The 25,983-nt window shown below is 69.4% G+C and carries 30 protein-coding genes; 16 read left to right on the top strand and 14 right to left on the bottom strand.

Annotated elements, in window-relative coordinates; genetic code table 11:
- Positions 1 to 64: 64 nt before the first annotated feature.
- On the bottom strand, positions 65 to 631 hold the full coding sequence (locus ACFOYY_RS22140) for a bacterial transcriptional activator domain-containing protein (protein ID WP_386191494.1): 567 nt from the start codon (positions 629 to 631) through the stop codon (positions 65 to 67).
- Here ACFOYY_RS22140 and ACFOYY_RS22145 point away from each other — a divergent pair.
- Positions 598 to 951 (top strand): hypothetical protein, encoded by a 354-nt coding sequence (locus tag ACFOYY_RS22145; protein WP_386191497.1) that lies wholly within the window; start codon positions 598 to 600, stop codon positions 949 to 951. The two genes, ACFOYY_RS22140 and ACFOYY_RS22145, sit on opposite strands and share 34 nt — an antisense overlap.
- A gap of 240 nt (positions 952 to 1,191) precedes the next feature.
- Complete coding sequence (locus tag ACFOYY_RS42510; protein ID WP_449343620.1) at positions 1,192 to 2,169, top strand: hypothetical protein; 978 nt, start codon at positions 1,192 to 1,194, stop codon at positions 2,167 to 2,169.
- A gap of 45 nt (positions 2,170 to 2,214) precedes the next feature.
- On the opposite strand, the gene ACFOYY_RS22155 is transcribed toward ACFOYY_RS42510, so the two are convergent.
- Complete coding sequence (locus ACFOYY_RS22155) at positions 2,215 to 2,859, bottom strand: TetR/AcrR family transcriptional regulator (protein WP_386191500.1); 645 nt, start codon at positions 2,857 to 2,859, stop codon at positions 2,215 to 2,217.
- A gap of 144 nt (positions 2,860 to 3,003) precedes the next feature.
- On the opposite strand from ACFOYY_RS22155, the gene ACFOYY_RS22160 reads away from it, so the two are divergent.
- The 4 genes from ACFOYY_RS22160 (at position 3,004) to ACFOYY_RS22175 (ending at position 5,105) form a co-directional block, all read left to right on the top strand.
- Positions 3,004 to 3,783 carry an SDR family oxidoreductase gene (locus tag ACFOYY_RS22160; protein ID WP_386191503.1) on the top strand — a complete coding sequence of 260 codons (780 nt, stop codon included), beginning with the start codon at positions 3,004 to 3,006 and terminating at the stop codon, positions 3,781 to 3,783.
- On the top strand, positions 3,780 to 4,256 hold the full coding sequence (locus ACFOYY_RS22165) for a nitroreductase/quinone reductase family protein (RefSeq protein WP_386191506.1): 477 nt from the start codon (positions 3,780 to 3,782) through the stop codon (positions 4,254 to 4,256). Before ACFOYY_RS22160 ends, ACFOYY_RS22165 begins: the two co-directional genes overlap by 4 nt.
- Positions 4,257 to 4,473: 217 nt before the next feature.
- A complete protein-coding gene (locus ACFOYY_RS22170; RefSeq protein ID WP_386191508.1) occupies positions 4,474 to 4,650 on the top strand; it encodes a hypothetical protein in 177 nt (58 codons plus the stop codon).
- Positions 4,651 to 4,826: 176 nt separating this feature from the next.
- Positions 4,827 to 5,105 (top strand): hypothetical protein, encoded by a 279-nt coding sequence (locus ACFOYY_RS22175; protein ID WP_386191511.1) that lies wholly within the window; start codon positions 4,827 to 4,829, stop codon positions 5,103 to 5,105.
- Here ACFOYY_RS22175 and ACFOYY_RS22180 read toward each other — a convergent pair.
- From ACFOYY_RS22180 to ACFOYY_RS22195, 4 genes are all read right to left on the bottom strand, one after another.
- Entirely contained in the window at positions 5,081 to 5,740 is a 660-nt protein-coding gene (locus ACFOYY_RS22180) for a response regulator (RefSeq protein ID WP_386191514.1), read from the bottom strand. The genes ACFOYY_RS22175 and ACFOYY_RS22180 overlap by 25 nt on opposite strands.
- Entirely contained in the window at positions 5,737 to 6,888 is a 1,152-nt protein-coding gene (locus ACFOYY_RS22185) for a sensor histidine kinase (RefSeq protein WP_386191517.1), read from the bottom strand. Before ACFOYY_RS22185 ends, ACFOYY_RS22180 begins: the two co-directional genes overlap by 4 nt.
- The gene (locus ACFOYY_RS22190) at positions 6,885 to 7,706 is read right to left on the bottom strand and encodes a CPBP family intramembrane glutamic endopeptidase (RefSeq protein WP_352016588.1); all 822 of its coding nucleotides are present in this window, start codon (positions 7,704 to 7,706) and stop codon (positions 6,885 to 6,887) included. The genes ACFOYY_RS22185 and ACFOYY_RS22190 overlap by 4 nt, the downstream gene beginning before the upstream one ends.
- 628 nt (positions 7,707 to 8,334) lie before the next feature.
- A complete protein-coding gene (locus tag ACFOYY_RS22195) occupies positions 8,335 to 9,189 on the bottom strand; it encodes a DUF1963 domain-containing protein (RefSeq protein WP_386191521.1) in 855 nt (284 codons plus the stop codon).
- Between the two features lie 565 nt (positions 9,190 to 9,754).
- On the opposite strand from ACFOYY_RS22195, the gene ACFOYY_RS22200 reads away from it, so the two are divergent.
- A complete protein-coding gene (locus tag ACFOYY_RS22200; protein ID WP_386191524.1) occupies positions 9,755 to 10,252 on the top strand; it encodes a hypothetical protein in 498 nt (165 codons plus the stop codon).
- Positions 10,253 to 10,473: 221 nt separating this feature from the next.
- A complete protein-coding gene (locus ACFOYY_RS22205) occupies positions 10,474 to 11,109 on the top strand; it encodes a M23 family metallopeptidase (protein WP_386191527.1) in 636 nt (211 codons plus the stop codon).
- Between the two features lie 105 nt (positions 11,110 to 11,214).
- On the opposite strand, the gene ACFOYY_RS22210 is transcribed toward ACFOYY_RS22205, so the two are convergent.
- On the bottom strand, positions 11,215 to 12,534 hold the full coding sequence (locus ACFOYY_RS22210) for a sensor histidine kinase (RefSeq protein WP_386191530.1): 1,320 nt from the start codon (positions 12,532 to 12,534) through the stop codon (positions 11,215 to 11,217).
- Positions 12,531 to 13,187, bottom strand: coding sequence for a response regulator transcription factor (locus tag ACFOYY_RS22215; protein WP_386191533.1), 657 nt, complete (start codon positions 13,185 to 13,187; stop codon positions 12,531 to 12,533). The genes ACFOYY_RS22210 and ACFOYY_RS22215 overlap by 4 nt, the downstream gene beginning before the upstream one ends.
- Before the next feature lie 206 nt (positions 13,188 to 13,393).
- Between ACFOYY_RS22215 and ACFOYY_RS22220 the strand changes: the two genes are divergently transcribed.
- Genes ACFOYY_RS22220 through ACFOYY_RS22235 form a run of 4 tightly spaced genes read left to right on the top strand, consistent with a single transcriptional unit; the run spans position 13,394 to position 16,972 of the window.
- The gene (locus tag ACFOYY_RS22220; RefSeq protein ID WP_386191536.1) at positions 13,394 to 13,921 is read left to right on the top strand and encodes a hypothetical protein; all 528 of its coding nucleotides are present in this window, start codon (positions 13,394 to 13,396) and stop codon (positions 13,919 to 13,921) included.
- Positions 13,921 to 15,048, top strand: coding sequence for a peptidoglycan-binding protein (locus ACFOYY_RS22225; protein ID WP_386191538.1), 1,128 nt, complete (start codon positions 13,921 to 13,923; stop codon positions 15,046 to 15,048). The genes ACFOYY_RS22220 and ACFOYY_RS22225 overlap by 1 nt, the downstream gene beginning before the upstream one ends.
- Positions 15,045 to 15,752: an ABC transporter ATP-binding protein gene (locus ACFOYY_RS22230; RefSeq protein ID WP_386191541.1), complete on the top strand. Its 708-nt coding sequence runs from the start codon at positions 15,045 to 15,047 to the stop codon at positions 15,750 to 15,752. Before ACFOYY_RS22225 ends, ACFOYY_RS22230 begins: the two co-directional genes overlap by 4 nt.
- The gene (locus ACFOYY_RS22235) at positions 15,752 to 16,972 is read left to right on the top strand and encodes an ABC transporter permease (RefSeq protein ID WP_386191543.1); all 1,221 of its coding nucleotides are present in this window, start codon (positions 15,752 to 15,754) and stop codon (positions 16,970 to 16,972) included. Before ACFOYY_RS22230 ends, ACFOYY_RS22235 begins: the two co-directional genes overlap by 1 nt.
- A gap of 15 nt (positions 16,973 to 16,987) precedes the next feature.
- Here ACFOYY_RS22235 and ACFOYY_RS22240 read toward each other — a convergent pair whose 3' ends face one another.
- Genes ACFOYY_RS22240 through ACFOYY_RS22255 form a run of 4 tightly spaced genes read right to left on the bottom strand, consistent with a single transcriptional unit; the run spans position 16,988 to position 19,798 of the window.
- Positions 16,988 to 17,236 carry a hypothetical protein gene (locus ACFOYY_RS22240; protein WP_386191546.1) on the bottom strand — a complete coding sequence of 83 codons (249 nt, stop codon included), beginning with the start codon at positions 17,234 to 17,236 and terminating at the stop codon, positions 16,988 to 16,990.
- Entirely contained in the window at positions 17,233 to 18,396 is a 1,164-nt protein-coding gene (locus ACFOYY_RS22245; RefSeq protein WP_386191549.1) for an NAD(P)/FAD-dependent oxidoreductase, read from the bottom strand. The genes ACFOYY_RS22240 and ACFOYY_RS22245 overlap by 4 nt, the downstream gene beginning before the upstream one ends.
- Complete coding sequence (locus ACFOYY_RS22250; protein ID WP_352014927.1) at positions 18,393 to 18,590, bottom strand: ferredoxin; 198 nt, start codon at positions 18,588 to 18,590, stop codon at positions 18,393 to 18,395. The genes ACFOYY_RS22245 and ACFOYY_RS22250 overlap by 4 nt, the downstream gene beginning before the upstream one ends.
- Positions 18,587 to 19,798, bottom strand: a complete 1,212-nt coding sequence (locus ACFOYY_RS22255) for a cytochrome P450 (protein WP_386191552.1) — start codon at positions 19,796 to 19,798, stop codon at positions 18,587 to 18,589. Before ACFOYY_RS22255 ends, ACFOYY_RS22250 begins: the two co-directional genes overlap by 4 nt.
- A 281-nt stretch (positions 19,799 to 20,079) precedes the next feature.
- On the opposite strand from ACFOYY_RS22255, the gene ACFOYY_RS22260 reads away from it, so the two are divergent.
- Genes ACFOYY_RS22260 through ACFOYY_RS22275 form a run of 4 tightly spaced genes read left to right on the top strand, consistent with a single transcriptional unit; the run spans position 20,080 to position 24,131 of the window.
- Positions 20,080 to 21,234 carry an FAD-dependent oxidoreductase gene (locus ACFOYY_RS22260; protein WP_386191555.1) on the top strand — a complete coding sequence of 385 codons (1,155 nt, stop codon included), beginning with the start codon at positions 20,080 to 20,082 and terminating at the stop codon, positions 21,232 to 21,234.
- A gap of 25 nt (positions 21,235 to 21,259) precedes the next feature.
- Positions 21,260 to 22,063: an alpha/beta fold hydrolase gene (locus tag ACFOYY_RS22265; protein WP_352014930.1), complete on the top strand. Its 804-nt coding sequence runs from the start codon at positions 21,260 to 21,262 to the stop codon at positions 22,061 to 22,063.
- Complete coding sequence (locus tag ACFOYY_RS22270) at positions 22,060 to 22,902, top strand: alpha/beta hydrolase (RefSeq protein WP_386191558.1); 843 nt, start codon at positions 22,060 to 22,062, stop codon at positions 22,900 to 22,902. Before ACFOYY_RS22265 ends, ACFOYY_RS22270 begins: the two co-directional genes overlap by 4 nt.
- An 8-nt stretch (positions 22,903 to 22,910) precedes the next feature.
- A complete protein-coding gene (locus ACFOYY_RS22275; protein WP_386191561.1) occupies positions 22,911 to 24,131 on the top strand; it encodes an MFS transporter in 1,221 nt (406 codons plus the stop codon).
- A 293-nt stretch (positions 24,132 to 24,424) separates the two neighbouring features.
- On the opposite strand, the gene arsB is transcribed toward ACFOYY_RS22275, so the two are convergent.
- Both arsB and ACFOYY_RS22285 read right to left on the bottom strand, forming a co-directional pair.
- Positions 24,425 to 25,552, bottom strand: coding sequence for an ACR3 family arsenite efflux transporter (arsB, locus tag ACFOYY_RS22280; RefSeq protein WP_386191564.1), 1,128 nt, complete (start codon positions 25,550 to 25,552; stop codon positions 24,425 to 24,427).
- A 20-nt stretch (positions 25,553 to 25,572) separates the two neighbouring features.
- Positions 25,573 to 25,914 (bottom strand): ArsR/SmtB family transcription factor, encoded by a 342-nt coding sequence (locus ACFOYY_RS22285; RefSeq protein WP_352014934.1) that lies wholly within the window; start codon positions 25,912 to 25,914, stop codon positions 25,573 to 25,575.
- Positions 25,915 to 25,983: the final 69 nt, after the last annotated feature.

Here is a 25,983-nt window from a genome sequence, read left to right on the forward strand (position 1 = left end):
CGTGTCGTTCTTCAACGGCACCTCCTGGTTCGTGCTCGACCCCGGACGTGCCGTATCGGAACGATCACAGCTCCGAGAACAGCCTCTCCGTCTCGCGAGTAGGCCTCACTCCCAACTCCTGCAGGCGCCCCCGTAGGAGTGTCGCCGTGTTTCGTGCCTGGTCGCGGCGGTTCAGGCGGAGTCGGAGGCGGATGATGCGCCGCCAGGCCTCCTCCGGGTCCGGGTTGAGGACGATGATCCGTTCGAGGACGTCGAGAGCGGCTTCCGGATCGTCCCGTTCCTGGAGTTCGGCGAGTTGGTTGAGCACGTCGGCCTGGATCCGCGTCTGAGGGCTGCGTCTCTCGTCGATCCATTCGCAGGTGAGCCCTTCGGCGAGCACCCCGCGACAGAGCTGAGAGCGATGACTCGTGCCGCCTTGTCGCCGGCGGTACGGGCTGCGCTGATCGCGTTCCGGAAGTCCCACAGGTCGACGCTCACCAGGTTGGAGTCGATGCGGTACGTCCGGCCGTGTGCCTTGACGAAGGGGGCATCGCGACGTCCCATGTCCACGTAGCCGGTGGCCGATCGGAGGGCGTCTCTCAGATGGCGGAGAGGGTCGTGAACGCCTACGTCCACCGCCTTCTCCGGCCACAGAGCGGCGCAGATCTCATCACGCGTGGCTCCGTTCGGATGAAGGGCGAGGAAGACGAACAACTGCAACTGCAGACCGGTCAGAGGCACCGTCCCGGAACGGCCTACGACCTGGACGACCGGTCGGCCGAGAACCGACAGCCGAACAAGTCCGGGCCCATCCCAGGCAGGATCTCCCAGCCCGGCGACAGCCTCTTCTCCGACTTCTGCGTGACCCTCGTGGGCGTCGGCAAGCTGCCGAAGGCAGTCGGCCGCATCCCGAACGGGAAGGCGAAAGAAGTAGGCGCCCTCGAAGCCGGCCGCCTTCGACCCCTCGGCTGAGCCGACCCTGCCGTCCTCCCGCACATCGCATGTGGTCCCCGTCGGCCAGTTCCCCTTCAACAGCGCTCCGACGCCACTCCGGTCGGCGGACATCAGGATCTCGGCAACGCCCTGGTCGAAGAGCTCATCAGGCACCGAGGTGACGAGCAGAACGGCAGGCAGTACCTCACCGGGATCGTCCCTTCTGAGGGCGTCGATGCCGTCGGCTCCCCGCTCGACGAGCATGCGGCTTCGAGTGAAGTGCGTCCCCACGAAACGGTCAACGGCGGCATCAGAAGTTCCGGTGACGATCAGGCCCGGTACGGCCTTCAACTCCTCCGCGGAGACGGCGAACAGGCGCTGAGCATCGGGGGCACTCAGAATGACCTCAACCCGGAAACGGTCAGCCTGGCGCAGCAGATCCAGGACGATCACGCGGATCGCGTCGTCGGCTCCCGGACCGGTCAGACCGAGGCTCAGTCCTGCGGGCTGGACGTCGACCCCCGTCCGGTCCTTACGGCGACCGACGACCAGTTCATCTGGGACATCGATGGAGAACGACTCCCGCATGAGGTCGGCGTCGGATGGCGGCTCCTCCTGCCTGTCCGCGTACGTTCGCAGATGAGCATTGCGCATGGCCTTGACCACCGGGGAAGGCTCGGGTTCCGGCTCGATGGTTATCTCGGCGGAGGCCGATGGTGGAACACGGCGGCGGCGACGGTGAAACCGAGAGGCGGCGTAGGCGGTGCTGAGTTCGGCCGCGAACGCCATGGAGACCACACCACCGAACGGCACCTCCACGGTGGGGAAGGCCTCGACGAGACGGCCGGTGACGGTGGTGCGATGGATGACTTGGATGCTTACGGACGTATCGGGGTGTACGGCCTCGATGGCTGTGGCGCGGGCGGTGCCTTATGGGCAGCCGTTCGCGATGACGGCATACGCGACCGCCAGCCGGGGTTGATGAGGTCAGGATCGGTGAAAACCTGCCCGCCAGCCTGCGCCTTGTGGGCGTTGAGCTTCCAGATCCGTTCCCATCGCTGCGGGCTCCCCAGCTTGCGAGCCGCGATCTTCCATAGGGTGTCGCCGCTCCTGACCACATGCATTTGGTCGGCGATCTCAGGCGTGGGATCTGCCCGGGAGGGCTCGTGCACGACAGCGGCCACCGGGGCCGCGGACAGCTCCACCGAACCGGACAGCGAGCGAACGTTTTTGGGGCCGACAGACTCGATTGCTTAGGCAGCAGTTCCTTGGCGGCGGTGGGACTCAGTCGCGATCGGCGGGTCAGTCGTGGGTGGACGGCCCTGGTCCGGGCGCGGCGTACCGGGCGGCGATGGTGTGGACGGCCTCGTCCACTACCTGAGCGACGCGTTCGGCGCTCACCTTCCAGCCCGGCACGAGGAGTGTCGGCCAGAAGACGTAGTTGGAGATCATGCCCAGGAATTGGGTGGCTGCGAGCTCCACGTCCTCGATCCGCACCGTTCCCGCCTCGTGCTCGGCTAGGAGATAGCCGCGTACGGACTCGAAGTAGGGCATCTTCCCGTGCGAGAACTGCGCATTGGCGAGTTCGGGAAATCGCGGCAGCTCGGCGATGACGATTCGGAACAGGTCGGTCATCTGGGGGCGGCTCAACAGCTCGGCGTAGCGGCGACCGATGGTGCTGAGCCCGTCGACGATGTTGCCTGCCGACGGAGGATCCTCTTCGTCAGCGGTTGCCCAGGACTCGGTCACGATGGCGTCGAACAGGGCAGCCTTGCTCGGAAACTGCTTGAACAAGGTGGCCCGCGAAACGCCCGAGCGCTCTGCGATCCGCGCCAGCGACGTCCGGTCGTAGCCCAACTCAAGAAACAGTGCGGTCGCGGCCGTCACGATCAGCGCGCGCTTCTCCTGGGCGACGCGCTGGTGGTACGTCGTCACGACCTTGCTCATGGGCCGAGCATACAAGATGAGTGGCTTGACTCACCATTGCCATCGATCTAGTGTCAGGGCAGCGGTGAGTCACTCAGCTCACCATCGGCCGGCGTTCGTCTCCGAAGCTCCCGGCCGGTCACCCCCGTACCGAAGGAACATCTGATGCCCCGCTTCGACGACCAGACCGTGCTCGTGACCGGTGGGACCGGCGGCCAGGGCTCGAGCCACGTACGCGCTTTTCACGCGGAGGGAGCAAACGTGGTGATCGGCGACATCGACGCCGAACGCGGCACCGCTCTCGCCGACGAGCTCGGGACCCGCGCTCGCTTCACCCGCCTCGATGTCACCGACGGGAGCTCATGGTCCGACGCTGTGCTAGCCGCCGAGAGCGCCTTCGGCGCCCTGAACGTGCTCGTCAACAACGCGGGCGTGCAGAACCCGCCGGCAACGATCGAAGACACGGAGCAGGCCACGTGGTCACGCATCCTCCACATCAACCTCACAGGAACCTTCCTCGGCATCAAGGTCGCCGCCCCCGCTCTGCGCCGCGCGGCAGGGGGAGCCATCGTCAACATCGCCTCGACCATGGCCCTGGGCGGCACGGCGCACTACGCACCGTACGTCGCCAGCAAGTGGGCCGTACGAGGCCTCACCCGAACGGCAGCACTCGAACTCGGCCGCGACCACATCCGGGTGAACACCATCCACCCCGGCGTGATCGCGACCTCCTTCATCCACGAACCAGCGGCCGGCGCCACCGCGGCGATCGCCGACTTCTACTCACCCGAGCCGTTCGCCGTCCCCCGGCTCGGAGAGCCGACCGACGTCACCCGGCTCCTCCTGTTCCTCACGTCATCGGACGCGTCGTTCATCACAGGGTCGGAGTACGTCATCGACGGTGGACTCCTCCTCGGCCCCGCCCTTCAGACCGAGACCGCATGAGCACTCCAGACACGACCGGGTCGAACGGCTCCGCACGGGACGCGTCTTTATCCCACCTGCCCGACCACGTCCGGCGAGCCATCGAGATCACCCCCGCCGCGGGCACCAGAGAACGAATCATCGACATCACGACGCTGGGGCGACGCACCGGCCGACCACACCGCATCGAGATCTTCTTCTACCGGGCTGCGAGCGCAACCTACCTGTGCAGCGGCGCGGGCGGGGCCGCGACCGACTGGCATGCGAACCTTCTCGCCAATCCCAGCTTCACCTTCCACCTCAAAAACGGGACCCGCGCGGATCTGCCCGCACGGGCCATGCCGGTCACCGACCCAGCTGAACGTCAGGCCGTGCTGTCCGAGATCGTCGAGGATCTCAATCAACCCCACGACCCCGGCACCATCCGGCCGACACGACTCGAAGACTGGGCCGACAGCCGACTGATGCGTATCAGCTTCCGCCAGCGGCCGTGATCGCGGGCTCCTCGACACGTGACCTGTTCCCAGGGACTGGGGTGTAGTCGCGGCTAGGTGTACTGACCTGAGAGGTCAGGTACGCGACTGGCGGGTGGGCGGCCCTTGTCACCGAACTGACCTCTGAAACGGGCCAACGCCCTGGCCACTCGTCCACACTCAGGGGCGCGCCGTTCGCGCTGATTTGATCGTTGCGGCGCACGCCGATGCTCGCAGTGTGCAGATTGTTCCCGCCGGCGGCCGCGAGCCCATCCAGATCGTCTCCCGCGCCCATGGCCAGCCCGACCTGCCCCAGGGGTTCGCCATCGCACTGCTGGCGAAGATCAACCATCTCATGACGGCTTCCCCTCAGGGCCACACCATTCATGCGGCCTGCCAGGAGGCGACCGGGTAGCAGTGGCAGGTCCAGACGCTGTGACCCGCTCATGAAACGGGTACCCAGGGACGCCGGTACAGTCTCGTGCCCGGCGGCATCGGAGACTACTGCCGGGGCGGGGCCGTGGGGCTGCCGGTGCGCGCCCTCGCTTAGTCGGTGACGGCGGGCCGCCGTAGTCGGGCACGCTGGGTTGCATGCTGATCACCCTTGACGCGAACGCCGACCGGTCCAACGTGCTGGCGGCTCTGCGTCACGTGCACACGACCGCCGTCAACCTCGCGCACAGCCCGTCCTCAGTCGCCGAGTTGCACGGGCAGTACCTGTCGTGGGTGACCGAGGCCCGTAGCCAGCTGCGCGGGCAGCTCAGCCGGGACGACATTGACTGGCTGACGCTCAGCCCGCACTTCAGCGCCCTGCTGACCCTGCAGACCGGGTCGCGCAGCGCCCCTCAGGTCACCAGGCCCCGGCGGTAGGCGTAGACCACCACCTGCACGCGATCGCGCAGATCGAGCTTGGTGAGAATGCGCGACACGTACGTCTTGACGGTCTCCTGGCTGATCACCAGCGCGGCGGCGATCTCGCCGTTGGACAGGCCATCGGCGATCAAGCGCAGTACCTCCAGCTCACGCGGAGTCAACGGGACATCGTTCTCCGTTCCTCTGACGGGACGGATGCGCGCCGCGTACCTGCCGACGAGCTGCCGCGTCACCTCCGGCGCCAACAGGGCCGCACCCGTCGCGACGGTGCGGATACCGTGCAGCAACTGCGCCGGCGGCGCGTCCTTCAGCAGGAACCCGCTTGCCCCGGCCCGCAACGCCTCATAGACGTACTCGTCCAGGTTGAACGTCGTCACCACGAGCACCTTGACGGGATCGGCCACCCCGGCGCCGGCCAGCCTGCGAGTCGCCTCGATGCCGTCCAGCACCGGCATCCGCACGTCCATCACCACGATGTCCGGACGCAGCCGCCGGGCCAGATCGACCCCGGTACGGCCGTCGCCGCACTCGCCCACCACCTCAAGGTCGGGCTGAGCATCGATGATCGTCGCGAAACCGGTGCGGATCAGCGCCTGGTCGTCGCAGACCAGCACGCGAAGCGGCGCCGTCACGACGGACGCCCCGCCGGGATGCGGGCCCGCACCACGAAGCCGCCACCCGTCCGCCGACCCGCGCTGAACTCACCGCCCAAGGCGTTGACCCGCTCGCGGAGCCCGGCCAGTCCTCTCCCGCTACCACCGGGGGAACCGGTCCGCGAGCCCGAACCGTCGGTGCTCACCTCCACGCCGATCTCCTCCCCGTAGCGCACCGCAACCACGGTACGGCTGCCGTAGGCGTATTTGAGCGCGTTCGTCAGGGCCTCCTGCACAACCCTGTAGGCCACGAACTCGGCACTGCCCGCCGATTCCGCCGCGCTGCCCTCCTCGGTGAACTCCACCGGCTGCCCGGCCTGACGGGTCTGCTCCACGAGCGTGCCCAGCTCACCCGCGGAAGGCACCCCGACCTCACTGTCATGATCGGCCTTGAGCAGGTCGAGCATGTGGCGCAGATCGGAGATGGCCCGCCGACCGGTGTCGGTGACGGTACCCAGCGCCGCGTCAAGGCGGTCGGGAGCCTCGGTCAGATAACGCGCGGCCTCGGCCTGCACGACCATCGCCGTCACATGGTGCGTCACCACGTCATGGAGCTCGCGGGCGATCCGCGTACGCTCGGCGGCACGGGTGGCCTCGGCGGCATGGCGACGGCGTTCGGCCTCGGCCGCGCGAGACGAGCGCAACCACGCCCCCGTGCCCCACGCCAGCGTCAGCGCCAGGTAGAACGCCACATAACCCTCCACCCTCTCGGTCCCGCCCAACCGGTCCAGCACCAGCGCCAGCGCGACATACGCCATGGACAGCACGACCACCGTGACGCGCCGGTACCGCTCCATGTGCGCGCCCGCACTGATGAGCGCGATGGGCATCGCGTTGCTCGCGAACACGTGGTAGGCGCGTACCTGGTCGAGGACGAAACCGAGCGACACCAGAACCAGGCACATCGCCGGCCACCGTCGACGCACGGCGAGCGCAAGGCACTGCAGGGCGATCGCCACCAAGGCCGGCCCGTCGAAAGGGCCCATCGGCAGGTCACCGACCTGCGTCCCCTTGCCGTGCAGGGCCGGTAGTAGCGACGCGACGGCGACCAGCAGCCCGAACACCGAATCCCGGATCACGACGTCACACCGCCGCCACAGCTCCATGATCCGCCGCAGATCGATCACCGTGCGAGCGTAGCGTCCGCGCCGCGCCGGAACGGGACCACGTTTCCGCGCCGACGGGCCAGTCGCATGAACACGACCGTCAGCAGCAGGCCGGCCACCACCGCGAACAGGCTCGCCTCCGGACCGAACGCACCGCCCGTCAGCGCAGCGGGACCCGACGTCACACCACGCAGCAACCCCTGCGCCACGCCGCCGCCCGACACCTCGGCGCCGAAGATGCCGGCCACCGCGAAATTCCAACCGAAGTGCACACCGATCGGCACCCACAGAGTGCGCGTGGCGGCGTAGGCCGCGGCGAGCATGCTGCCCGCCTCGATCGCGATGGCGATCGCACCCCACAGGCTGGCATGCGGGTTCAACAGGTGCGACAGGCCGAACAGCAGACTGGTCGGCACCAGCGCCAGCCACGTACCGACGCGTTCTTCGACGATCCTGAACAGGATGCCGCGAAACAACAGCTCCTCGTTCACCGCGACGGCGGCCATGACGCCCAGCAGCCCGACCGCAGCCGCCGGTGAACCCAGACCGTCGATCCGGTAGCCGCCCACGACGGCGATGCTCACGATGACTGCCGCGAACAGCGCGACACCGATCAGCGCCCCCTTCGCGACGGTGCCGGCGGCTCCCTGCGTCGCCACCTCAGCCGGTGTGCGGCCCTCGGACCACCGCACCGTCCGCGCGTAGACGAACACGGCGAGTGCGGCCATCGCAACGCCGAAGAGCAGGGTGAGAAGTGGACTGCCCTGCACCACGCCCATGATCGCATTACCGCCGAAGGCGACCACCGCGACCGGCACGAACTGTTTCAACAACCGCATGACGACTCCCTCACGTGCGGGTCACACGGCGGGGCTCCGCCGCTACACCGGGAAACGCTAGGCATCCGGCGCGCCGGGATCGTCCCCACCAGGTGGACAATCACCAGTAGCTCGTATGGGGGACAACAACGCCCCTCGGCGGCCTCCGACGCCGCCGCAGACGGCGCGCATCCCCAGCGGATCCCGCGCCACACGGCAGGGAGCGGCGGCTGCGGCCTTCCCCCGGCGCCACCGGGAGCACCGTTCGGCGTGGTGAGCGCGGATCAGGTCGGCCAGGCGGACAAGAGCGCGGTTGGACAGCGCGATCGCGGCGGGATAGACAGCGACGAGGCTCCCGGTTGGGGTGTCGGATCTGGGGCGACTGCTGTCTTGCCGGGGGACTCATCTCCCCCCCAATTCCCTGCACCCGCGCTGACCGGCACCGTCAGGTTGAAAAATGCCTATAGGATCAGGTTCTGGACTAGAGAGACCATATAAGCCAGTTGACCTCAAAGGTTATCAGCCGGTACGGCACCTCAGGTGTCTCCTCCCTACAGGAGGTGTCGTTAAAACTCGTGTCACCGAGTTCCAAGGCACCCCGAAGCTCAGCAGGGGTGGCCGGCCGACCATCGCGATGGGCGCCGGGGTTCTACTCGCTGAACTCGGTCACGGAATACGCCTTGTCCAGCCGGCCGGCGGCCAGGTCGTCGTAGCGGATCACAAAACTCCCGGAATAAAACCCATCGGCCACGGGAAAAAAGGCGAGCGACATCCACTCACTTGTCAGCCGGTGTTTCTCCTCCTCCACATGGGAATACCATTTCGCCATCGGGATGACGATCTCGCCGGCCTTCTCACGCCCCGCGAGGGTCTGCTCCGCGATGCTCGTGATCACCTCGTCGTCGACATACCCGCCGATACAGGTGCTGGCGAGCCCTTCGTCGGGCGGCCAGAGGTCGTAGGCCACAGCGCGGAGTTCGTCCAGGTGCGGCATGTCACGCTCCAGGTCACGGGCCGACTGCCGCTGGAAGGGTGACAGGTCCTCCTCGTCCTCGTCGTGTGGCGGGAACCAGTCGGGCGGCTCTGCCAGGAGTGTGGCGCTGAGGTCGTACTGTTTGCCGACGAACTCGGAGTCGGGTGATTCTGCGACCGCGGTATCGGTGCCGACCGGTACGTACACGACGCACGCGTATCCCCGATCTCCTTCCACCCTGCCGGCCTCGTAGTCGTTCTCATGGTCGAGGAAGAACAGCAGCGAGCCGTCGACCTTCGGCAGCTTCGCGCAGTCGACGGAGAAGACGAACGGCAACCGGCTGCCCCGGTGGGACGGCCGGTCCCGGCCCACCGGCAGTCGGGGCGATCCGCCGAACCGCCCGACCGGAACACCGCCGGAGCCTCCGCACAACCCGATCGACAACCGGAGGTGCTTGACGAATCTGCTGATCTCGTCCTCTGGGACGTTCAAGGCGAGCGCTGCACGACGAAACCGCCCCTGATAATCCATGGCGCAGCATGATGCCATGAAGGTGACGACGAGAGGGAAAATCCGGCGATCAGCCGGCCTACGGTCCCCACGCCGTTGTCGCGCTTGTCCCTCGTGCGAGCTACACGGAATGTCCACCACGGGGTGATTCGGGGCGGGGGCCTGTGTTCCTACCTTTCTCATCAGCGGCCGACAACCACGGTCGGCCGCGAAACCGGATCGCGGCCATCGGTAGTTCGGAGGACAGCGCCATGGGAAACACCGTCCGCGTACGCGTCGCCCGCGCCCCGATGTGTTGTTTATGCCCGGCCGATACCGGGCTGCCGCCAAAAATCGACCCTCCTCGGAGGCGCCTCTCAGAATGCTTGACATGTCAACGCCCTGGCCAGAGGAAACTCCGCAGCGACGGTAATCATCTGCGGCTCTACCGGGCGGCGCCTATGGACGACGGTCTCATCCACCCCTGATGCACGGAGGAATCCTCATGACATCAAATTTTCCGGCCCCTGGCTCGGATCGGCGCCACCGGAGGAAAGGTAGCTCTACCCAAAACCTTTACCGGCGTTTCGCAGTCAGACAGAACATGATGAAAACGGTGATCGGGGCCTCGCTCCTCGTCGGCTCACTGCTGGTCTCCGGCGCCACCGCGGCGAACGCCCAGGCCAAGCCGACGCTGGGCCCCTACGGTTATGGCGCCGTCAAGCTCGGCATGACCGTCAAGCAGGCCAAGGCGACGAGGAAGGTCGTCAAGAAGACGCCGGGCGCCCCGAGCAACGACGGCTGCTCCGGCTGGGACCTGAAGCGGTTTCCGACCCCCAAGGACTCGGTTGGCGTCTATATCTCGTCGAAGGTGGGACTGGCCGCCATCTTCGCCGCGAAGGGCATGACAACCCCGGAAGGCATCAAGATCGGCTCCACCGCCAAGCAGTTGAAGGCGGCCTACCCGCACATCGAGAAAACCTTCCAGGGCTTCTACTCGATCACGGTCCCCGGCAACAAGAAGGCCTACTACTTGTTCGACATCACGCGCGGCAAGGTCGCCGATTACAGTATCTCGCTCAACAAGCAGGACTGTTTCAATTAGCGGGAACGACACTTTCGCGACACCGCCGAAACTGGAAGCGGGCTTGGAGTGGCGACGGCAACACCGGCGGCCGTGCTGAGGATTTCGGCATGAAGGTCGTCATGCCGCAGGAAGCGGTCACGATCTGACCGCTTCCCCTGCCGTTGCCGTCACGGTGGGAGAATGAGAACACCCGCTCGTTCGCGTTCACGGGCTCGCGTCAGGTCAGAGAGAGGAACCGCGTGGCCGCTTCCATCGATCTGGACTACCCGTTCACCGGCCGTTGGCTGGTCCAGAACAGCCCCGCCAACCGGGTGCCCAGCCACGGGACAACTCTGTTCGCCACGTCCTACGCGATCGACTTCGTGCCCGTCGGCGGCGCCGGGCGCACGGCACCGATCACGTTCGGCTCTCTCGTACGCCCGGAACCACCCGAGAGGTTCCCCGGCTTCGGACGCCCGATCCTGGCACCCGTCGCGGGTGTCGTCCTGGCCGTGCACGACACCGAGCCTGACCACCCGGCGTATCGTGGCCTGCCCTCGATCGGCTACGCCCTGAGCCAGCGCCGGCGAGCCGCCGCAGGCTGGGTGGCACTCGCCGGAAACCATGTGCTGATCGAGCACGCGGACGTCGTGGTCGCCCTCTGCCACCTCCGACACGGCGGCGTCGAGGTCCGGCCCGGGCAACGAGTGCACGTCGGCGACGTGCTCGGCCGCTGCGGGAACTCCGGCAACAGCACCGAGCCCCACGTCCACGTCCAGGCGATCGACAATCGCGACGTCGAGCACGCCAACGCGGTGCCCGTGACGTTCAGAGGATCACTGCCGCGCGACGGCGAGGTCATCACCGCGCAGGAGCCGCACCGGAACAGCCGGTGAAGTGTCAGCCGTGACCCCTTCGGCGAGGCGCGTTCGAACGGAAAGTCACGACAGCCGCTCCACAGCTCGAATGCTCGTCATGCCCCACCACCCGGCAGGAGACACTCAGCGTCGTCTCCTTGAGCCAGGCCACCGCCGGGGGCGTCCCGCATCCGGCAGGTGCCGGTGCGCTCGTTCGACAGGACGGCTCTTGGCTCTGCCGCGCGCGTGGTGGACGCCAGGCGTGAGCGGCGACCGCGTCGCGTCGTCGTGACGGCCGATCTCCGTGGCCGTCGGGTCGTGCGGGAGGTCGACGGTGATGTCGAGGCCACCGCCGGAGCGGGCGCTGATCGCGATGCGTCCCCGGTGGGCGAGGGTGATCGCGCGGACGATTGTCAGTCCCAGTCCCAGGCCGTCGGTGCGGACTCGGGGGTCTTGCCCGTGCACGAACGGTTCCAGTAGCGTCTCCGCCGCCTCGGGCGGGATCTCCCGGCCGGTGTTGGAGATCCGCAGGACGGCACATCCACCCGCGGTGTCCGTGTCGATGGCCAGGTGCCCGCCCGCCTGGTTGTAGCGGATCGCGTTATCGATCAGGTTGCCGATCATTCGTTCCAGCAGGACTGGTTCGCCGGTGACCGGTGCCGGCCGGAGCCGGGGCCGTACTGTGACGTCGGCGACCGCCGCTCGCCCTTGGGCGGCGTCGAGGGCCGTGGCCGCGATGGCGGCGAGGTCGGCTGGTTGCCGCGCTGTAAGACCGGCCTGGCTGCGTGCCAGGAGAAGCAGCCCGTCCAGGACGCGCTGCATGTGTGTGACGGCGTCGCGGACGTCGCCGGCCATGGTGAGCAGCTCGTCACGGCTGGGGTGGCCGTCCAGGGTGACGTCGATGGCGGTACGGGCTGTGGTCAGCGGGGTGCGCAGCTCGTGGGCGGCGTTGGCGGTGAACAGCCGCTGGCTGTCCAGGATCTGGTCTCGCTCGGCGACGCCGCGCTGGATGCGGTCCAGCATGTCGTTGACCGTGCAGGCCAGCGCCGACAATTCGTCGGCCGGGGCGGTGACCGGGACCCGCTCGGTGAGGTTCTCGGCCGACAGCCGCCGGGCGGCGACGGAGATGACACGGATCGGTCGCAGTACCCGGCCGGCCACCAGCCAGCTCAGTACGGCGGCCAGGGCGGTCACCGTGACGAGCGCCAGGCCGGCCTGGGGCAGGAGCGCGGCCAGAGTGTCGGCCTGTACCTGGTCGGCGAGATAGAGCAGGTCCTGCGGCTGTGGCCACAGCGGCACCGGCTGGAACACGCCCCGCGGGTTGGGCCCGGGCGAGACCAGTCGGGTGAAGAACGCCGGGCGCCGCCTCGTCAACAGGTAGGTCAGTCCGGTCAGCGCGGCCCCCGCGGCCAGCACGAGGGCGGTCTGCAAGATGGCGAGCCGGGCCCGGGCGGTCAGCCTCACGGGCCGATCCGGTAACCGGCGCCGATGACGGTCTCGATCAGCGGCGGGTCGCCGAGCTTGCGGCGCAGCGTGCCGACGGTGATCCGGACCGCGTTGGTGAACGGGTCGGCGTGCTCGTCCCACACCCTCTCCAGCAGCGTCTCCGCGCTGATCACGTCGCCGTCGGCGGCCAGCAGCTGCTCCAGCACGCCGAACTCCTTGGGGGTCAGGCGCAGCAGCCTGCCGTCCCGCTCGGCGCTGCGCCGGGCCGGATCCAGGCTCACCCCGCCGGTGCGCAGCACCGGCGGACGGGCCGGTGCGCTGCGCCGTACCAGGGCGTGAACCCGGGCGACCAGCTCGGAGAAGGCGAACGGCTTGCCGAGATAGTCGTCCGCTCCCAGCATCAGTCCGCCGACCCGGTCCTCCACGGCGTCGGAGGCGGTCAGCATCAGCACCCGCGACTCGCCTCGCTGGGCGAGCCGACGGCAGACGGAGTCGCCGTGCACGATGGGCAGGTCCCGGTCCAGGACCACCACCTCGTACGGAGTGAGCTCGCACTTGTCCAGCGCGCTGCGGCCGTCCAGGGCCACGTCGACGGTGAAGCCGTGCTTGCGCAGCCCCGCCTGGATGTATCCGGCGAGGGGCTGCTCGTCTTCGACCAGGAGCACACGCATCCGGGCAGTATCGCAACGCCCGCATATGGACCACGTATGGTCCGCCGATCGCCCGCCGATAGGCGCCGGTCGGTAGATGTGATCCCTCTCAACGTTCCCGCAGAGAGGATCACGACGAGATGAGCCGTGCAGCGGAGATGCCGAACGCGTCCGGCCCCAACCCTCGAACAGTTCATCCGACGGTTCATTCGACAAGAAGAGCTCCCATGAGACGACGAGTCCTCAGCGCGCTGGTCACGGCACCGTTCGCGCTCACCCTGCTTCTGGCCGGCTGCGGCTCGGGCGACGGGGGCGGCGCGGACGTGGCCTCGGTGAGCGACGGCGCCGGTGACAGGGCCGCGGACAGCGCCCCGCCCAGCGTGGACCCACGGGAGATGGCGTTGAAGTTCGCCCAGTGCATGCGGGAGAACGGCGTCGACATGCCGGACCCCGATTCCAGCGGCAAGATGATGATGAAGTTCGACAAGGACACGCCGCAGGGGAAAGTCGAGGCGGCTCAGGAAGCGTGCAGGCGGTACGCCCCCAGCGGCCGGCAGGTCCGCAATGACCCCAAGGCGACCGAGAACCTGCGCAGGCTCGCCCAGTGCATGCGCGACAACGGCGTCGAGGCCTATCCCGACCCCGAGGGCGGCATGATGCGCATCACCCGGGAGGTCGGCGAGGACCCCGACTTCAAGGCCGCGGAGGAGAAGTGCAAGCAGGAGTCGGCTGACGCCGGCCCGGGAGGTTCGTGATGGCGACGGCCACCGTCGACGGCAGGACGGAGCCGGGGGCCACGCCTCCCAGGCGGCGCCGCCGTGGCAGGGGCAGGCTGGTGGCCGGACTGCTGCTCGCAGCGGCGGCGGGCGGCGGGTTCGTCGCGGTCAACAGCGTCGGCCTGTTCGAGGGCGGCGCCGGCCGCACGCAGTCGGCCGCGGCCCTGCCTCCGGCCACCACGACGGTGACCAGGCAGACCCTGAACGACACCAGGGAGGCCGACGGCGAGCTCGGCTACGGTCCCGTGACCTCGGCCATGGCCCGTCAGGCCGGCACGGTCACCTGGCTGCCCGACAGCGGCGCGACGATCGCACGTGGCAAGTCGCTGTACCGCCTGGACGACAAGCCGGTCATGCTTCTGTACGGGAATGTGCCCGCCTACCGGGATCTCAGGATCGGCATGAAGGGCAAGGACGTCGAGAACCTGGAGCGCAACCTCAGCAAGCTTGGCTACGACGGCTTCACGGTGGACGAGGAGTACACCTACGCCACCTATGTGGCCGTCAGGGAGTGGCAGGAGGACCGCGGCCTGGACGAGACCGGCGTGGTCGAGCTGGGCCGGGTCGTCTTCACCCCCGGCAAGGTGCGGGTGGAGAGCCTGGAGTCGGAGGAGGGTCAGCCGGCCCGGCCAGGGCAGCAGGTGCTGACGTACACGGGCACGTCCAAGGTGATCACGGTGCGGTTGGCGGCCGAGGACCAGCCGATGGCCAAGGAGGGCGCCATGGTCGAGGTCACGCTGCCGGACGGCAGGAGTGTGAAGGGCGAGGTCACCGAGGTGGCCACGATCATCGAGCCGGGCGACGGGCAGAACGCCGAGCCGGAGACGCGCGTGGAGGCGCTGGTCTCGATCGGGGCAGCCAGGTCGGCCGGGAGGCTGGACAGGGCGTCGGTGGACGTGACGTTCACGGCGTCACGGCGCGAGGACGTGCTGACCGTGCCGGTGGCGGCGCTGGTGGCACTGCGGGAGGGCGGTTTCGGCCTGGAGGTCGTCAAGGGCGGAAAGTCCAGCTATATCGCTGTTGAGACGGGGTTGTTTGCCGGCGGTCGGGTCGAGGTGTCCGGAAACGGGCTGAGCGAGGGCATGATCGTGGGGATGCCGAGATGACGTACCCCATGATCGCGCTGACGGACGTGTCCAAGACGTATTCGGGCGGGGTGGCGGCCCTGAAGTCGGTGTCGCTGCGGATCGAGCACGGCGAGTTGGTCGCCATCTCCGGGCCTTCTGGATCGGGCAAGTCGACCATGCTGAATGTCGTCGGGACGCTCGACCAGCCCTCCTCGGGGACCGTCCAGATCGACGGCTACGACGTCTCCAAGCTGTCCGACAACCATCTGTCGGCGCTGCGCGCGACCACGATCGGGTTTGTCTTCCAGTCCTTCCACCTGGCCGCGAGGGTCCCCGCGCTGGACAACGTGGCCGACGGCCTCGTCTACACCGGCCTGAGCAGGGCCGAGCGGCGCCACCGCGCGGCGGCGGCGCTCAGGCGGGTGGGGCTGGAGCGCCGCATGGACCACGAGCCGCACGAGCTGTCGGGCGGGGAGCGGCAGCGCGTGGCCATCGCCAGGGCCGTGGCGGGCGATCCGCCGCTGCTCCTGGCCGACGAGCCCACCGGTGCCCTCGACTCCGTCTCGGGCACCGGGGTGATGGAGCTGCTGCACGAGCTGAACGGGGGCGGCACCACCATCGTGATCATCACGCACGACCGTGAGATCGCCGCCGGCCTGCCCCGGCGGGTGAGCATGCGTGACGGCCAGATCGTCTCCGACTCCGCCAGGCAGCCCGAGCCCGTGGAACCAGGGGTGGCGTGATGGCGGTCGTCGAGATGCGGCGGCCCAGACCGGCCCCGGCCCGGATGCGGCCGGGCGACGTGATGCGGGTCGGCGCGGTCGGCCTGCGTACCCGGCCGTTGCGGGTGTTCCTGTCGGCGTTGGGCATCGCCATCGGCATCGCGGCCATGGTCGGCGTGGTCGGGCTCTCGTCCTCCTCGGGCGCCGAGCTCGACCGTCAGCTCTCCGCGCTGGGCACGAACCTGCTCACCGTCTCCGCGGGCTCGACGATCACCGGCGAGGCGGCCCAGATGCCGAAGGGCGCGGAGGCGATGATCGAGCGGATCGGGCCCGTCGAGTCGGCCTCGTCCATCGCGAAGATCACCGAGGCCAAGGTCTACCGCTCGGAGCACATCCCGCAGGCCCAGACCGGCGGGCTCAACACGTACGCGGCCCGCCTCGACCTGCTCGACACGGTGGGCGCGACCCTGCACAGCGGCACCTGGCTGAACGCGGCCACCGAACGTTATCCCGCCGCCGTGATCGGCTCGTCCACCGCCCAACGGCTGGGCATCGGCGCGGCGGGGCCGGACACCCAGGTTGTCGTCGGCGGCATCCGCTTCACGGTCGTCGGCGTCCTGAAGCCCGTGGCGCTGGCCGCGGAGCTGGACAGCGGGGTTCTCGTCGGCTGGCCGGTGGCCGAGGAACGGCTGGGCTTCGACGGGCACCCGACCACGCTCTACACCCGTTCGGAGGAGGCCAAGCTGGAGTCCGTACGCCAGGTGCTGGCGGGCACGGCCAACCCGGAGGCGCCGAACGAGGTGGACATCTCCCGCCCGTCCGACGCGCTGGCCGCCAAGCAGGCAACCAGCCAGGCGTTCACCGGCCTTCTCCTGGGGGTGGGCGCGGTGGCGCTGCTCGTGGGCGGGGTCGGGGTGGCCAACACGATGGTCATCTCGGTGCTGGAACGCCGCGCCGAGATCGGGCTGCGCCGCTCGCTGGGGGCCACCAGGGGGCAGATCAGGACGCAGTTCCTGGTCGAGTCCCTGCTGCTGTCGGCGCTGGGCGGCGCCGGCGGCACCCTGCTGGGGACAGGGGTGACGATGGGATACGCGCTCTACAGCGGCTGGCCCTCGGTCGTGCCGGCCTGGGCCACGGTCGGCGGCCTCACCGCGACCCTCCTCATCGGCGCAGTCGCCGGACTCTACCCGGCCGTCCGCGCCTCCCGTCTGTCCCCGACGGAGGCCCTGTCCACGCCGTAGACGGGGGTCGAGCGGTCACCGAACGGCCAGTGGCGTCGACGAGCCGCCCGGGCTCGGGTCACCGCCACTGGCCGTTCTGATGCGGGCGGGGTCATCGGTGGCGTCGATCCGCTCGGCGTCCACGCCCGCCAGTTCGTCCGCCGACCTGGCCACCTGGACGATCCGGTCGTTCTCGATCAGTACGGCGCCGCCGGTGACGTCCCCGAGTTCGGGGTCCATGCTGATGATCAGGCCGCCGGAGATGACGGTGCGCTTCGCACTCATTGGTTACCTCGTCTGCTGGGGGAGAGCGTGGAGTCCGCGGTGGCCAGCCGCCGCAGTCCGGCCACGGGCATGCGGTGGTTGACGGTGGCCGCCGCGACGGGCACTCCGCCCGACAGCCACTGTAGGACGAGTGCGCGTTCGGCCCGGTCACCGGTGACGACCACCGGTGGCGCGTCGCCCGGGATGGTTCCGCACACCTTGATGGACAGTCCGAACTGCTCGGTCCAGAAGTACGGCCGCGCCTGGTAGGCGGGCGCGGACTTCGAGGTCAGCAGTGTCGTCGCCGCGGCCTTGCCCTGGTCGAGGGCGTTGGTCCACAGCGGGGTTCGCACGGGCCCCGCCGGGGTCGGCAGGAGCACCACGTCTCCGGCGGCGACGACGCCTGGAGCCGCCCACAGCCGGTGGTCGACGAACAGACCGTCCGCGTGGATCAGACCGGAGCCGGCCAGCCATTCGACGTTCGGGAGTTCGCCCGCCGCCGTGACCACCACGTCGGCCGCGACCCGGTGCCCGCCGGACACCACCGCGTGGCCGGCGACGTGCGCGGGTCCGGCCGTCTGGACGAAGCGGACGCCCGTGTCGCGCGCCGCCTCCGTGATCAGCTCGGCCAGGTAGCCGCCGACCTGCCGGCGCATCGGCGGGAGAAAGTCGACCACGGTCACGTCGCGGCCCAGGTCCCGGCAGACGGAGGCGATCTCCATGCCGAGCGGGCCGCCTCCCGCCACCGCGACCGATCCGGAGCCCTTCAGCCGCTCGCGCAGGTCGAGGGCGTCGTCCATGGTCCGCAGCCGCAGCTCGTCTGTCGCGTCCTCGGGCGTCCTGGCGAGGGAGCGCGCCCGTGCACCGGTGGCGATCACCAGGCCGTCGTATCCGGCCTCCTCCCCGGTGGACAGTCGCAGCCGCCGCGCACGCGCGTCGAGCCCGGTCGCCCGCACCCCGAGCCGCAGTTCGACGCCCTCCTCCACGTGGAAGTCGGCCGACGCGGCGTCGCCTCTCCCGAGCAGGATGTCCTTGGACAGCGGCGGCCGGCTGTACGGCGGGCGTTCCTCGGCGGAGTAGAGGGTGATGCGGCCGTCGAATCCGGCGGTGCGAAGCGTGTTGGCCGCCGTCACTCCGGCCTGTGAGCCGCCGACGATCGCGACGTGTCGGAGCGCCGTCACGACACGATCTTCAGCGCCGCCACCGGGCAGACCCCGGCCGCCGCCTTCGCGTCGGCCTCGCGCCTGGCGGGAATCTCCTCCCCTTCGTAGGAGAAGTGCAGGTCACCGGCGTCGTCGAGACGGAAGATGTCGCCGGCGCGCTCCTCGCACATGCCGTGTCCCTCGCACCGGTCGTAGTCGACGATCACTTTCATGGACGTACTCCTTGGATCACCCGGGTGGGCAGCGTGTCGAAAGCGCGCATCAGGTTGTTGACGGTCCTGCGCTCGCCGGAGACCTCGAACCTGGTCACCCGCTGGGCGAGGGCCTTCAGGACGGCCTGCGCCTCCAGGCGGGCCAGCCCCTGCCCCGCGCAGCCGTGCGCGCCGTACCCGAAGCCGACGTGCTCGACGGGGTTGCGGGTCACGTCGAAAACCTCCGGACGTTCCCACTGCCGTTCGTCCCGGTTGGCCGAGGCGAACATCACCAGCACCTGGGCGCCGGCCGGAATCGGCACGCCGGCGATCTCGGTGTCGCGCGCCACCCGGCGGCCGAACTGGCGGACGGGGGTCTCGAAGCGGATCACCTCGTTGAACGCCGTCGCCACCAGTGACGGATCGTTCCTGACCAGGTCCCACTGGTCGGGATGCCGGGAGAAGAGCCAGATCGCCGAGCTCAGCCCGGTGACCGTGGTGTCCAGGGAGGGCACAAGGTAGTCGATCATCAAGGAGATCGCCTGTTCCCGGTCGACCCGCCCGTCGTCCATGGCGTCCAGGACGCAGTGCGCCAGGCCACCGGGTCGCGGGGACCGCTCGGTCACCAGCCGGGAGGCGTACTCGGCCATCCGGCCGGAGACCGCCAGCGCGGCCTCGGCGCGCTCGTTGAGCGGACCGTGACAGTTGAAGTTCGCGGCGGCCCAGTCGATGAGGTGCTCGCGCCCCTCCTCGGGGATGCCGATGAAGTCCGGCACGATCGCCATGACCATGTCACGGGCCAGGTCGCCCACCGAGTCGAAGGAACCTTGCGCGATCACCCGTTCCACCGCGGCGACGGCGGCCTCCTCGACACGGCCTCTCATCGGCCGCAGCGCCTTCGGCGTCAGCTTGTGCCCGACGAGGCCACGCAGGAAGGTGTGGCGTTCACCGTCGCTGGCGAACATGGAGTCGCGCAGGAGTTCGTTGTAGCGCTCGTTGAGCGAGACGCCGCCGCCGGTGCGGAAGGTCTCGTCATCCCCGAGTACGGCCCGCACCTGCGCGTAGCGCGGCAGCGCGTAGACCTCGTGCCGTTCCAGCCACACCACGGGGCCGAGGTCGCGCAGCGCGCGGTAGTGCGGGTACGGATCGAGGATCGCCTCTTCCGTGTACAGGTCCTCGGCATATACGGGGACGATGGCGCACCTCCCTCTCTTCGACGGCTTTGACATCGCTCGACGGCCGCACGGGCCGAGGTCAGAGAACTGGGGGCAGCGGCGGTTCGATGGCGCCCGTTCCGACTGCGGACTCCCGCAACACCACCGTGGGGTATGGGGGTCCCTCGATGGTCTCTCGTCGGGCGAGCGCTGACCAATGTCGGTTCCGCTCCGACCTATGACCGTCTCGGCATAGGTCAATCCCGACATAGCTCGGGCGTGATTAGGCATTGGCCGGACACGGGGTTTCGGGGACAGCATCACCTGAACGGCTCAGAACGGGAGAAAGGTGAGCGGTGTCCAGCGCAACACGACATGCCCAGGTCATCGGCGCGGGTCTCGGCGGGCTGACCGCGGCGGCGGCGCTGGCGCAGCGCGGCTGGACCGTCCGGTTACACGAGCGCGATCCGGAGATCAGAGCGATCGGCGCCGGCATCTACCTGTGGGGCAACGGGTTGTCGGTCCTGCGCGCCCTGGGCGTGTTCGACGAGGCGGTCGAGGGCGCCCACCTCGGCCCGGTCGCGGAGAGCCGTGACCGGCACGGCCACGTCGTCGAGAGCATCCCGATCAACGGCGAGCACGGGCCCGAGCTCTACACGATCCTGCGCCGGAGGCTGATCGACGCGCTCGCGGGCGCGGCGGCCCGAGCCGGGGTGGAGATCGTCACCGGTTCCACGGCGGTCGCCGCGACGCCGGACGGCGAGGTGAAGTTCGCCGACGGCACCCGGCGGCGGAGCGACCTGGTCGTCGCGGCCGACGGGGTGAACTCGCGGCTGCGGGACTCGCTCGGCCTGCTGCGCCGACGGGTACGCATGCCGCAGGGCGCGGCACGGATGCTCATCCCGCGCCGCCCCGGCTTCGTCGCCCCGGCGGACGAGGCGAAGTACATCGAGTACTTCTCCGGCAGCCGCCGGATCCTCTACACCCCCTCCAGCGCCGACCGGCTCTACGTCGCGCTGGTCTGCTCCACCGGCGACGAGCACGCCCGGCGGGTCCCGCTCGACAAGGACGCCTGGCTCCGGTCGTTCCCCCTGCTGGAGGAACTCATCGGGTGTCTCGACGCGGAAAGCCGCTGGGACCGGTTCGAGTTCCTGGAGCTCAGGCGATGGTCGGCCGGGGTGGTCTCGGTGCTCGGCGACGCCGCGCACGCCCAGCCTCCCTACCTGGGCCAGGGCGGCGGCTGCGCGATGATGAACGCGCTCGGCCTCGCGGAGGCGGTCACCTTCGGCGAGGGCGACCTGGAGACGCGGCTGCGCCGCTGGGAGGCCGCCGAACGGCCGGTGATCCAGCACACCCAGCGTTTCTCCTATCGACTCGGCCACCTCAACCCCCTGCCCGACCGCCCGCGTGCGGCTCTCCTGGCCGTGATGAACCGTTCACGCTCGCTCGCCAGGATGCGCATGCGCGCCGCGACCACCATCCCCACCGGTATGAACCGTTTTCCGGCGTGACCGCACGCCGGCGGAAGGAAGATCAATGGAAACCCTGGTCCTCGACGGCAACCCGATCGACTACGACGTCACCGGGACCACCGGTCCCACGCTGGTGCTCGTCAGCGGGTGGTGCCAGGACCACCGGTTGTTCGACCACGTGCTCCCCCTGCTGGCCGAAAACCATCGGGTGATCCGCGCCGACTGGCGCGGGCACGGCGCCGTCCGCTCGGTCGAGGCCGACTTCGGGCCCGCCGAACAGGCCGCCGACGTGATCAAGCTGATGGACGCCCTCGGCGTCGACCGGTTCGTGCCGGTCTCCACCTCGCACGGTGGCTGGGCCAACATGGAGATCACGGACCGGCTGAGCCCCGAGCGGGTGCCCGGTTCCGTCGTCATCGACTGGATCATGGTGGAGGCCTGGCCGGAGTTCGTCCAGGACCTGCGCGACATCCAGGACCCCGAACTCTGGCTCGCCGGTCGGCAGCGGCTGTTCGACTTCTGGCTCGGCGGCACCGCGCATCCGGCGGTCGCCCGCCACCTCGACGACGAGATGGCCTCCTTCGACTTCGACATGTGGGCCCGTTCCTGCCGGGTCATCGAGAACGCCTACGCGACCTGGGGTTCCCCGCTGCGCAGGATGGCGGCGTTGAAGGTACAGCGGCCGATCGCGCACCTGTTCTCGCAGCCGAGCCTGCCGGACTACGAGGCCGTCCAGCGGGAGTTCGCCTCGGCCAACCCGTGGTTCCGGCCGCACCGCATCCCTGGGCAGACGCACTTCCCGACGCTGGAGTCGCCCGCCGTACTCGCCGGACTCGTCGAGAAGTTCGCCGCCTCGGTCGGCCGGTGAGTCTCGGGCAGGACACCGACCGCGCCTACAACGTGCGGGCGACCGTGCCCGTGCCGGTCTTCGACGAGAACATGCGGCTCTACCGGGCGTGGTCGGAGTCGGCGGTGGACGGGCTGCGCGGTCACCCGGGCCTCGTCTACGACCACGTCGGCGGCGAACGGCTGGACGTCTGGGGCGTCGGCGACCGGCCCCGGCCCGTCTTCGTCTTCGTGCACGGCGGCTACTGGCGGGCCCTGTCCCGCGCCGACTCCGCCTTCATGGCGCGCATGCTGGACGAGCAGGGCATCGCCACCGTCGTGGTCGACTACACGCTCGCGCCACGGGCGACGCTGGAGGAGATCGTCCGCCAGGTCCGCGCGGCCGTGGCCTTCGTCCACCGCGAAGGCGCACGCCACGGGCTCGACCCCGACCGCATCGTCGTCGGCGGCAGTTCGGCCGGTGGGCACCTGACCGGGATGCTCATGCTCGACGACTGGCAGGAGTCGCTCGGCCTGCCCCGGGACGTGGTCAAGGCGGCCCTGCCGATCAGCGGGCTGTTCGACATCAGGCCGCTGGTCCACAGCTTCGCCAACGAGTGGCTCGGGCTCGACGACGCTCGGGCCGCCGCGCTCAGCCCCGCGCTGCGCCTTCCGGTCCGGCGCCCGCCTGCGGTCTTCGCCGTCGCCGAGCACGACGGCTCCGGCTTCGTCGACCAGAACATCCGGTTCCACCAGGCCTGGGGCACCGGCCCCGAGCTGCTGGTCGTGCCGGAGGTCAACCACTACGACATCGTGCTGGAACTCACCCGGCAGGACTCCGCGCTCAGTCGTGCCCTGCTCGGCCTCTTCACCCCCCTTTAGGAGGCTGTATGGACCGCCCGTCCCGCAAATGGTGGATGCTGGCGATCGTCTCCGCCGGATTCGTCGCGATGACGACCAACTGGTTCAACATCGCCGCCGGATTCGGCCAGATCAGCGAGACCTTCCAGCTGGACATCCCCCAGGTCGCCTTACTGATCTCCGTGTTCGTCATCGGCTACGGCGTCTTCCACATCCCGGGTGGGGTGCTGGCGACGCGCATGGGCATGCGCTGGGTACTTGCCCTCGGCCTCACCGTCGAGGGCGCCGCCGTCATCCTCTCCGCCACCGCGAACGACTTCGCCACCCTGCTCGTCTTCCGCGTGCTGTGCGGTGTCGGCGCCTCGGTGTTCGCGGCCGTGGGTGTCGCGGCCGTCAGCGTCTGGTTCCGGAATCGGCACCACGCGCTGGCCCTGGGCGTCACCTCCGCCTGCTTCAGCGTCGGTTCCGCCGCGGGTCTGTACACCTGGCGCGACCTCACCGACGCGTTCGGCTGGCGCACGGCGCTGGTCGCCGGGGGTGCCCTGTGCGTCGTCGTCGGCGTGGTGACCGCCGCCGCCTTCCGGGTCCCCGCCGACGGCGACCACCTGCGTGGCATTCGGCTGACCCGTGCCGCCCTGCGCGAGAGCCTCATGAACCGTGGCATCTGGCTGTACGGCGCCGCCTTCCTCGGTGCCTACGGCGCTTTCATCACCGGCTCCCAGCTGATCGCCGGCTACGGGCTCGACCAGAGGCACGTCGGCGCCGGCGAGGTGGCCCTGGCCGCCTTCCTCATCGGGATCGCCGGCGTGCCCGGCAGTGTGGCGGGCGGCTGGATCAGTGACCGGCTGTCCAGCCGACGTAACGTCTTCGTCGCGGCGGCCGTGACCGAAGGGGTGTTCGTCCTGCTCGTGCCGCTGAGCGGACCCGGCTGGTTCTGGGTGCCCGCCATGGGTGTCGGCTTCATGTTCAACTTCGCGCTGGCCGTGTGGCAGACCATCCCCGGTGACCGGCCGGGGCTGTCGCAGGAGAACATCGGCACCGCCTTCGGGCTGATGCTGACGATCTCGGCGGTGGGCGGGTTCGCCCTGCCGTACCTGTTCGGCGAGCTCGCCCCCACGGCGGGCTACCCGCTGGCCTGGTCGGTGCTCGGCGTGCTCAGCATCGGTTGCGCGTTCCTGGCCATGCTCAACGGTGAAACCCGACGCACCGGACGGCGGAATCCCCCGCTCCCCACCGCCTCCGACGCCTGACCTTGGCCCTGTCCGCACCGGCTGCTCCTCCTGCCGGTGGGCGCGGAGCCGCCGCGCTCGAACCGGCTTCGCCGAAGGCGCCGTGACCTCGATGGCCGCCGCCCCGCCTTCCGGTTCCTGATCCCGCCCTGCTGAGGCTCAGGGGGCTGCCGTCCGGTGTTCCGGGATGCCCGGCGGATCCGGGACATGTCGCCAAGGGCGTTCGTCACCGTGTCGACCTCCTCTGCTCGGCCCCAGGAAGGCGTCAGTTCGGTCAGGTCGGGGTGGCGTTCGCCATCCAGGCGGCGGGCTCCTCAGCGGTGAGCCGTACCCTCCAGGGGCGGGGCGCCGAACAGGCGGCGGCCGGCCAGGCTCACATAGACCAGCGCCACCAGGACGGGCACCTCGATGAGCGGACCGACCACCCCGGCCAGGGCCTGACCGGAGGTGACGCCGAACACCCCGATGGCCACCGCGATGGCCAGCTCGAAGTTGTTGCCCGCCGCGGTGAACGCCAACGTCGCGGTGCGGTCGTACGGCAGGCCGATCGCCCGCCCGAACAGGAACGAACCGCCCCACATCACAGCGAAGTAGACCAGCAGCGGCAGTGCGATCCGGGCCACGTCGCCGGGCCGTTCGCCGATGGTGTGCCCTTGGAGGGCGAACAGGACGACGATGGTGAACAGCAGGCCGTACAGGGCGACGGGCCCGATCCTGGGCAGGAACCGCTCCTCGTACCACTGGCGGCCCTTCGAGCGCTCGCCGAGCTTGCGGGAGACGTATCCGGCGGCCAGCGGGACGCCCAGGAAGATCAACACGCTTTGCGCGATGCCCCAGGCGGAGATCTGCAGCGTGGCCCCTTCACCGAGACCGAACCAGCCGGGCAGGATCTGCAGGTAGAACCAGCCCAGCGCGGCGAAGGCGACCACCTGGAAGACGGAGTTGATCGCGACCAGGACGGCGGCGGCCTCCCGGTCGCCGCAGGCCAGGTCGTTCCAGATGAGCACCATGGCGATGCAGCGGGCCAGGCCGACGATGATCAGCCCGGTGCGGTAGGCGGGCAGGTCGGGCAGCAGGGTCCAGGCCAGGGCGAACATCAGCGCCGGGCCGACGACCCAGTTCAGCAGCAGGGAGGACAGGAGCAGGCGGCGGTCGCCGGTGACGGCGCCGAGCCGGTCGTAGCGGACCTTGGCCAGCACCGGGTACATCATCAGCAACAGTCCCAGAGCGATCGGCAACGAGATCCCCGCGACCTTGACCGCCTCCAGAGCGGCGTTCAGGCCGGGTACGGCCCGGCCGAGCAGCAGCCCTGCCGCCATCGCGACCCCGATCCACACCGGCAGGAACCGGTCCAGCGTCGACAGGGCGCCGATCACCCCCGCCCGCTTCGCCGTGGCGGAATCCGATACACCGGCAGACGATGACGAGGGCGAGGTGGGCATGAGGGTTCCTTCGAAGCCGGTCAGGCGGGAGCGGGGACGGTGATCAGGCCGGACAGCTCGGCCAGCGTCTCGGGCACCAGGCGGTAGTACACCCACGAGGCGCGCCGCTCCGAGACCAGCAGGCCGACTTCTTTGAGGACTTTCAGGTGGTGGCTGATGGTGGGCTGGGAGACGTCGAAGGCGCCGGTGATGTCGCACACACATGCCTCGCCACCGGCGTGGCTGGCCACGATCGACAGGATCCGCAGCCGCACCGGATCCCCCAGCGCCTTGAACACCCGGGCCACGGCGGCCGCCTGATCGGCGTTCAACGGCTCGCGCGTCAGCGGCGAACCGCACTCCAACAGTTCCAGCGGCTCCATCGTCTCCCCTTTCGACCACCCCGGCCGTTTATCTATATTGACACCTGTCTATACATAAGCGGTGTGAGC

Source organism: Streptosporangium jomthongense (assembly GCF_042650425.1).
Lineage (GTDB): Bacteria > Actinomycetota > Actinomycetes > Streptosporangiales > Streptosporangiaceae > Streptosporangium.